The sequence below is a fragment of the Bradyrhizobium sp. genome (assembly GCF_019242285.1).
Classification (GTDB): domain Bacteria; phylum Pseudomonadota; class Alphaproteobacteria; order Rhizobiales; family Xanthobacteraceae; genus Bradyrhizobium.
This window is the reverse complement of the sequence record NZ_JAFAVV010000122.1, coordinates 1-7,724: the sequence shown is the minus strand read 5'-3', so window position 1 is coordinate 7,724 and position 7,724 is coordinate 1. Positions and strand designations below refer to the sequence as shown.

8 protein-coding genes and 1 pseudogene are annotated in these 7,724 nt (G+C 66.1%); 8 read left to right on the top strand and 1 reads right to left on the bottom strand.

The window, feature by feature from the left end; all coding sequences use genetic code 11:
• The 5 genes and pseudogenes from JOY90_RS04475 to JOY90_RS04455 form a co-directional block, all read left to right on the top strand.
• Positions 1-258, top strand: a pseudogene (locus tag JOY90_RS04475) (ABC transporter substrate-binding protein); the annotation flags it as partial.
• 71 nt (positions 259-329) lie between these two features.
• A complete protein-coding gene (locus JOY90_RS04470) occupies positions 330-1,247 on the top strand; it encodes a branched-chain amino acid ABC transporter permease (RefSeq protein ID WP_291689948.1) in 918 nt (305 codons plus the stop codon).
• Positions 1,244-2,191: a branched-chain amino acid ABC transporter permease gene (locus tag JOY90_RS04465; protein WP_291689947.1), complete on the top strand. Its 948-nt coding sequence runs from the start codon at positions 1,244-1,246 to the stop codon at positions 2,189-2,191. Before JOY90_RS04470 ends, JOY90_RS04465 begins: the two co-directional genes overlap by 4 nt.
• The gene (locus JOY90_RS04460; RefSeq protein WP_291689946.1) at positions 2,184-2,951 is read left to right on the top strand and encodes an ABC transporter ATP-binding protein; all 768 of its coding nucleotides are present in this window, start codon (positions 2,184-2,186) and stop codon (positions 2,949-2,951) included. Before JOY90_RS04465 ends, JOY90_RS04460 begins: the two co-directional genes overlap by 8 nt.
• Positions 2,944-3,660 (top strand): ABC transporter ATP-binding protein, encoded by a 717-nt coding sequence (locus JOY90_RS04455; RefSeq protein WP_291689945.1) that lies wholly within the window; start codon positions 2,944-2,946, stop codon positions 3,658-3,660. Before JOY90_RS04460 ends, JOY90_RS04455 begins: the two co-directional genes overlap by 8 nt.
• 9 nt (positions 3,661-3,669) lie before the next feature.
• On the opposite strand, the gene JOY90_RS04450 is transcribed toward JOY90_RS04455, so the two are convergent.
• Positions 3,670-4,056, bottom strand: coding sequence for a hypothetical protein (locus JOY90_RS04450; protein ID WP_291689944.1), 387 nt, complete (start codon positions 4,054-4,056; stop codon positions 3,670-3,672).
• A gap of 203 nt (positions 4,057-4,259) precedes the next feature.
• Between JOY90_RS04450 and JOY90_RS04445 the strand changes: the two genes are divergently transcribed.
• The 3 genes from JOY90_RS04445 to JOY90_RS04435 all read left to right on the top strand — a co-directional run.
• Positions 4,260-4,631 (top strand): hypothetical protein, encoded by a 372-nt coding sequence (locus tag JOY90_RS04445; protein WP_291689943.1) that lies wholly within the window; start codon positions 4,260-4,262, stop codon positions 4,629-4,631.
• A 394-nt stretch (positions 4,632-5,025) separates the two neighbouring features.
• The gene (locus tag JOY90_RS04440) at positions 5,026-7,143 is read left to right on the top strand and encodes a TonB-dependent receptor (RefSeq protein WP_291689942.1); all 2,118 of its coding nucleotides are present in this window, start codon (positions 5,026-5,028) and stop codon (positions 7,141-7,143) included.
• Positions 7,144-7,225: 82 nt separating this feature from the next.
• Positions 7,226-7,724: MotA/TolQ/ExbB proton channel family protein (locus JOY90_RS04435; RefSeq protein WP_291689949.1), on the top strand; the 499-nt coding region annotated here is incomplete at its 3' end.

The following is a 7,724-nucleotide window of genomic DNA, read 5'->3' as shown; positions in this document are numbered from 1 at the left end:
GCGCAGCTCATCAACAGCGCGGCGGTCGCGGTGAACGGCGATACCTCCAAGAAGGACGCGATGAAGGCCGAGATGGAGAAGGCGAACTTCAAGTCGCTGCGCGGCGCCTTCAAATACGGTAACAACCACGTTCCGATCCAGAATTTCTACCTGCAGGACGTGGTCAAGGACGCCGACGGGCAGCTCTCGCTGAAGACAGTCGCGACCATCGTCAAGGACGACCAGGACCGCTTCCATGACAAGTGCCCGATGAAGTGAGCACGGATTTGCTGGAGAAGGGCGGCGGTGCCAGACCACTGCCGCCTTTTGCTTGCGGGGCCTAGGAATTGATGCTGCTCGTCGTTGAACAGATCTTGAACGGGTTGCAGTTCGGGCTGCTGCTGTTCCTGCTGGCGGCGGGGCTGACGCTGGTGTTCGGCATCATGGACCTCGTCAATCTCGCGCACGGCTCGCTCTACATGATGGGCGCCTATTTCGCGGCGACGTTCGTGGCCTGGACCGGGAGCTTCGTGCTCGGCGCGCTGCTCGCGCTCGGCGCTACGCTCCTGCTCGGCGTCGTGCTGGAATTCGCCGCGCTCCGGCATCTCTATGGCCGCGACCATCTCGACCATGTGCTCGCGACCTTCGGCCTGATCCTGTTCTTCAACGAGGCGGTGCGGCTGATCTGGGGCCCGGCGGGGCTGCCGCTGCCGCTGCCGGACTGGCTCGCGGTGCCGGTGCCGATCCTGCCCGGCTTCCATTACCCGGCCTATCGGCTGGCGATCATCGTCGTCGCGCTCGCCGTGGCGCTCCTGCTCTATCTCGGCGTGATGCGCACCCGCGTCGGCATGCTGATCCGCGCCGGCGCCTCCAACCGCGAGATGATCGGCGCGCTCGGCATCAACATCAATCTGCTCTACACGCTGGTGTTCGGGCTCGGTGCCGCACTTGCGGGCCTCGCCGGGCTGATGCAGGCGCCGATTCTGACCGTGCAGATCGGCATGGGCGAGAACATCCTGATCCTGGCTTTCGTCGTCATCGTGATCGGCGGCATCGGCTCGATCCGCGGCGCCTTCCTGGCCGCGATCCTGGTCGGTCTGATCGACACACTGGGGCGCGCCTTCCTGCCCAATCTGTTGCGGCAGGTGCTGAGCTCGGCCTCGGCCTCCACCGCGGCACCAGCGCTGTCCTCGATGCTGATCTATCTGCTGATGGCGATGGTGCTGGTCGTGCGGCCGGAGGGGCTGTTTCCGGCCACGCGGCGATGAAGAAGCCGCTCGGCGCAAGTCAGCTCGTGGCCGTGCTGCTGGTCGCAGGGCTGGTGCTGCTGCCGCTCTATTCCCAGCTCACCGGCAACGTCTTCGTGCTGACGATGTTCACCCGTATCGTCATCCTGGCGCTGGCGGCCGCGAGCCTCAACCTGATCATGGGCTATGGCGGCATGATGAGCTTCGGCCATGCCGCCTATCTCGGCATCGGCGGCTATGCCGTCGGCATGCTGGCGCAGGAAGGCATCGGCTCCGGCTTCATCCAGTTTCCGGTGGCGCTGGCGGCGTCCGCGATCTACGCGCTGGTGATCGGTTCGCTGTCGCTGCGCACCCGCGGCGTCTATTTCATCATGATCACGCTCGCCTTTGCGCAGATGGCCTATTACATCGCGTCCGGTCTCGCCCGCTATGGTGGCGACGACGGTCTGACGATCTACAAGCGCAGCGATTTCGCCGGCCTGATCAACCTGTCGAACCGGGTGCAGTTCTATTACCTCTGCCTCGCCTGCCTCTTGGGCGTGGTGTTCCTGATCTGGCGCATCGTCAATTCCCGCTTCGGCCTCGTGGTGCAGGGGCTCCGCTCCAACGAGCAGCGCATGCAGGCGATCGGCTTTCCGGCCAGACGCTACCGGCTGGTCTGTTTCGTCATATCGGGCACGATGTGCGGGCTCGCCGGCGCGCTGCTCGCCGACAATACCGATTTCGTCAGCCCGGCCGTGATGTACTGGACCCGCTCCGGCGACCTCATGGTGATGGTGATCCTGGGTGGCATGGGCACGCTGTTCGGACCGGTCCTGGGCGCAGTGGTGTATCTCCTGCTGGAGGAGCTGCTGTCGGAAGTGACGGAATACTGGGCGCTGATCATGGGGCCGCTCTTGCTGCTGATCGTGCTGTTCGGGCGCGGCGGCATCATGGGCCTGCTCGGGAGGTCTTGGCGTGACTGAGCCGTTGCTGCGCGTGGAAAAGCTGGTGCGCCGGTTCGGCGGCATCCTCGCCACCGACAACGTCTCGCTCGCCGTGCTGCGCGGCGAGCTGCATGCCATCATCGGCCCGAACGGCGCCGGCAAGACCACGCTGATCAGCCAGCTCACCGGGCACCTGGCGCCGCATTCGGGCAGCATCTTTCTCGCCGGCCGCGACATCTCGCGCTTCCCCGCCTGGCGCCGCAGCGCGCTGGGCCTGGCGCGCTCGTTCCAGATCACCTCGCTGCTTCCGGATTTCACCGCGGCCGACAATGTGGCGCTCGCGGCGCAGGCCCATGACGGCCACTCGTTCCGCTTCTTCGCCGATGCGCGAAAGGAGAGGGGATTGCGCGAGGTCGCAGAGGCGGCGCTCGACCGCGTCGGCCTGTCCGATCGCGCGCAGGTGCCGGTCTCGCGCCTCAGCCATGGCGAGCAGCGCGAGCTGGAGCTCGCCGTCGCGCTCGCGAGCCGGCCGCAATTGCTGCTGCTCGACGAGCCGATGGCCGGGCTCGGCGCCACCGAATCCGCGCGCATGGTCAAGCTGCTGTCCGAATTGCGCCGCGAGGTCACGATCGTGCTGGTCGAGCACGACATGGAGGCCGTGTTCGCGCTCGCCGACCGCATCTCCGTGCTGGTCTATGGCCGCGTCATCGCCTCGGGCGCTCCGGCGGAAATTCGAGGGAACGAGGAGGTCAGGCGCGCCTATCTCGGCGACCAGCACGTGGTGACCCGCCATGGCTGATACCCCGCTGCTCGAAGTCGAGGCGATCGAGACCTGCTACGGCTTGAGCCAGGTGCTGTTCGGCCTGTCGCTGTCGATTGCGCCAGGCGAGATGGTCTCGCTGATGGGCCGCAACGGCATGGGCAAGACCACCACGATCCGCTCCATCATGGGATTGACGCCCGCGCGCGCCGGAGCGATCCGTTTCGCGGGCCAGGAGGTCCGAAAGCTGGCGCCGTTCCGCATCGCCCAGCTCGGCATCGGCCTGGTGCCGGAAGGACGTCAGATCTTTCCGAACCTCACCGTGCGCGAAAATCTCGTCGCCGCTTCCGCCGACCGCCGCAAGTCGGCCGATCCTTGGACCCTGGAAAAAATCCACGCGCTGTTCCCGCGGCTCGCCGAGCGCAACGGCAACATGGGCAATACGCTGTCGGGCGGCGAGCAGCAGATGCTCGCGATCGGCCGCGCGCTGATGACCAATCCGCGGCTTCTGATCCTCGACGAGGCGACCGAGGGGCTGGCACCGCTGATCCGCGAGGAGATCTGGAACTGCCTGTCGATGCTGAAGGCGCGCGGGCAGTCGATCCTGGTGATCGACAAGAACGTCGAGCATCTCTGCCGCATCTGCGACCGCCACACCATCATCGAGCGCGGCCGCGCCGTGTGGAGCGGCACCTCCGGCCAGCTCATGGCGGAGCCGGAGCTGCAGCACCGCTATCTGGGGATTTGAGCCGGCGTTTCACCGATCGAACGGAATGTACTTCTGGTACTCCCGCGGCACCTGGCTGCGGTAGCGCGACGGCACGGTGCCGCTCTCGATCGAGTGCTCTAGTTCCCGCCGGCTTCCGGCGCGGGCGGTCTTGCGCTTCTTGGCCGTGGTCTTCTGCTCGGTCTCGGCGGCTTTGTCGGCCGGGGCAGCCTTGTCGGTCGATTCCGCCGCCGCAGGAGCCGCCGGCGCCGCAGCGGGTGCTGGTTCGGGAGTTGCGGCTGGCGCCGGAGCGGGCGCCGGCGTCGATGCGGGCGGGGGTGACGCGCCGCTATCATTGGACGGCGCGCTTTGGGCGAGCGCCGGACCCGCCGACAGCGATATCAGAAATGTGGCGGCAACGAGAACACGCGTTTTCATCTGAAATGCTCCGGTCTGATCGTGCGGATGAGCCACGGCAGGTTGAGAATGCGTTGGGATCATACACCTTTTTCGCAATATATGTTCTTCCGTTCGATACCGCCTGCAATCGCCGCGGTAATCCGGGCGGACTGTGAATTGACGCCCCGCGCAACTCGGATAAGATCGCGCCGCGTTGAACCCTTGGAAATGCGAACGCGCGCATGCGCTGGTTTCGGGACCATATCAGGAATGGGGCATGGCTCGCGCTGATTGCGCTTGCGATCAACCTCGCGCTTGCCTTTGGTCACGTCCATGCGCCGGATATCGGGCGTGCCGAGCGCGGCCTGCTCGCCACGACCCAGACGTTGCCGGATGGCAACCAGCGGCAAGGTCATCCGGTTGATTCCCAGGCCGATTACCTCTGTCCGATCTGCATGGCCGCCGGCGCCCTCGCCAACGCGGTGGCTGCGACGCCTCCCGTCTTGCAGGTCGAGTTGGCCTATGCGCCAATCGATCGCGCGATTCCGCCGGCGCTCGGCCTGATCAGGCCGCAACACTCGGCCTTTCAGTCGCGCGGACCGCCTCTTTCCTGACCTGACTGCTCCGGTTCCGCTTCCGGCACCGCGTGCTCGGCCACGCTGTCGCGAGGCGGGCGGACTCTGTTGAGTCATCTCACGCGCATTCTGCGCGGTGGCGTCATCCGAGAATTCGGGATCAGGAATCTCTTCAATGTTTCGTCTTCCGTCTGGGGGCCGGCGCCGCAAGCTTCTGCTATCCGCATCGTCGCTTGCCTTGTTCGCCGTATCCACCGCGCCGAGCCTGGCTCAAAACGACAATATCGCTCAGCCGCCCGTGGCTTCACCGTCGCCGGCTGTAACGCCGTCACCCGGCGTCCCTTCCCCGGCTGAGACGCCACAGCCCAGCGCGACGCCCGCACCGGCGCAGCCTCCCGCGTCGGAAGCGCCACCGCAGGCCTCCGGTGGCAACGTGCTGCCCGAGGTCCATGTCGCCGCCCCCGTCGAGCGGCGCCGGCCGCCCACGCCGCCGCCCCGAATCGTGACCACCCAGCCACCCGCTCCTGCGCCGACCCAGGCGCAGGTCGTGGCGAAGCAGAACCAGGCCTTCGACGCGGCACGCCAGACCGTTCTCGCACCCACCGGGGCCAGTTCCTATCAGATGAGCCAGGAGAGTGTGGAGTCGAAGCCGCAAGGCGCCAACGCACCGCTCGACAAGGTGCTGCTGCAGGCACCGGGCGTGACTCAGGACTCCGCGTCAAGCGGCGAACTGCACATCCGCAACGAGCACGCCAACGTGCAGTACCGCATCAACGGCATCATGCTGCCGGACGGCGTCGGCGCCTTCGGCCAGATCGTCGACAGCGCCATCATCGGCAATCTGAACCTGATCACCGGCGCGCTGCCGGCGCAATACGGCCTGCGCACCGCAGGCGTGGTCGACATTCAGACCAAGGCGAGCGCGTTCGACAACTCGGGCATGGTCAGCCTCTACGGCGGCAGCCGCGGGACCATCACGCCGAGCTTCGAATATGGCGGCACCGCCGGCAGCACCCAGTATTTCCTCTCGGGCCGCTATTTCGGCAGCGATATCGGGCTGGAAAACCCGACGTCGGCCTTCAACGCGATCCACGACCACACCGACCAGGAAAAAGGCTTTGCCTATGTGTCGACCGTGATCGATCCGACCTTGCGGCTCACCTTCATGAGTGGCGTCTCCAACAGCCAGTACCAGATCCCGAACAATCCCGGCCAGGCGCCGGCCTTCACCGCCTTCGGCGTGCGGAACTTCAACTCGGCCAATCTCAACGAGACCCAGCACGAGTTCAACCAGTTCAACGTGCTGGCGCTGCAATACTCCCATGATGGGCTGGACGTGCAGACCGCCTATTTCAACCGCACCAGCGTCGTGCATTTCACGCCCGACGTCATCGGCGATCTCATTTTCAACGGCGTCGCCTCCGACATCTACCGCCAGAGTGTGATCAACGGCATCCAGACCGACGCGTCCTATCGCCTGTCGGATGCGCATACGCTGCATGCCGGCTTCACCGTGAGCGCCGAGCAGTCGCTGGTCAACAATGCCTCGGTGCTGCTGCCGCTGGATGCGGCCGGCGCGCCGGTCGACGCGCCCTTCAACGTCTCCGATTCCAGCTCGAAGACCGGCTTCCTGTTCGGCACCTATGTCGGCGACGAATGGAAGATCACCAACCAGCTCACGCTGAATGCCGGGCTGCGCTTCGACCAGATGATGCAGTATGTCGACGCCAACCAGCTCAGCCCGCGCATCAGCCTGACCTGGACGCCGTTCGACGGCACCGTGTTCCATGCGGGCTATGCCCGCTACTTCACGCCGCCGCAGCAGGTGCTGGCGGCGCCGACCAACCTCGCGCTGGTGCAGGGCACCACGCAGCAGCCGGAGGTCAATCTGAACAGCCCCGTGCTGCCGGAGCGCTCGCACTATTTCGACGTCGGCGTGACGCAGCGGGTGATGCCCGGCCTCGATGTCGGGGTCGACGCCTATTACAAGATCGCGCGCGACCTGCTCGACGACGGCCAGTTCGGCGCGGCCTATGTGCTCACGGCCTTCAACTACGACAAGGGCGAGAATGCCGGCGTCGAACTGACGGCGAAATACAAGAACGGCAATTTCTCCGCCTACAGCAACCTGGCGGTCGCCAAGCAGATCGCGACTACGGTGGTGTCGAACCAGTTCCTGTTCGCCGCCGATGAGCTCGCCTTCATCAACAGCCACTATATCTACACCGACCACGCCCAGTTCGTCTCGGGCTCGGCCGGCGCCTCCTATCTCTGGAACGGCACCCGATTCTCCGCCGACCTGCTCTATGGCAGCGGCTTGCGCAACGGTTTTGCGAACACCGGCACGCTGCCCTGGTATTCGCAGGTCAACGTCGGCCTCTCGCACGAGTTCAAATGGCTCGACGACAGGAAGCCGACCACGCTGCGCTTCGACGTCGTCAACCTGTTCGACACGATCTACGAGATCCGGGACGGTTCGGGCATCGGCGTGTTCGCGCCGCAGTTCGGGCCGCGCCGCGGCTTCTTCGTCGGCATCTCGCAGAAGCTATGAGGAGTGGATGATGCATGACTTCACCGAGCTTCGTTGGGCCGCGGGAATGCGCGCCGCGGGCGCGGCGATCGGCGCAACGTTGATGGCGGGGGCCGCCTTGGCTCAGGCCGACAATCCGCTGCTACCGCGCAATCTCTCGCCCTGGGGCATGTTCCTGCATGCGGACATGGTGGTGAAGGCGGTGATGATCGGGCTCGCCTTCGCCTCGCTCGTGACCTGGACGATCTGGCTCGCCAAGACCATCGAGCTGTCATGGGCCACGCAGCTCGCGCGGCGGCGTCTGCGGACGCTGGAGCGGGGCCCGAGTCTCGCCGAAGCGGTGCGGGCCTGCGCCGGCCGGCGCGATGCCGTGGCGCAGCTCGTGCTCACCACCGGGCGCGAGGCCGAGCTGTCCGGCGGCATCGTCGACGAGGGCTTCAAGGAGCGGGTCGCGCTGCGGCTGGAGCGCGTCGAGGCGGCGACGACGCGGCTGGTGTCGCGCGGCACCGGCATCCTCGGCACCATCGGGGCGACGGCGCCGTTCGTCGGCCTGTTCGGCACGGTGTGGGGCATCATGAACGCTTTCATCGGCATCTCCGAGG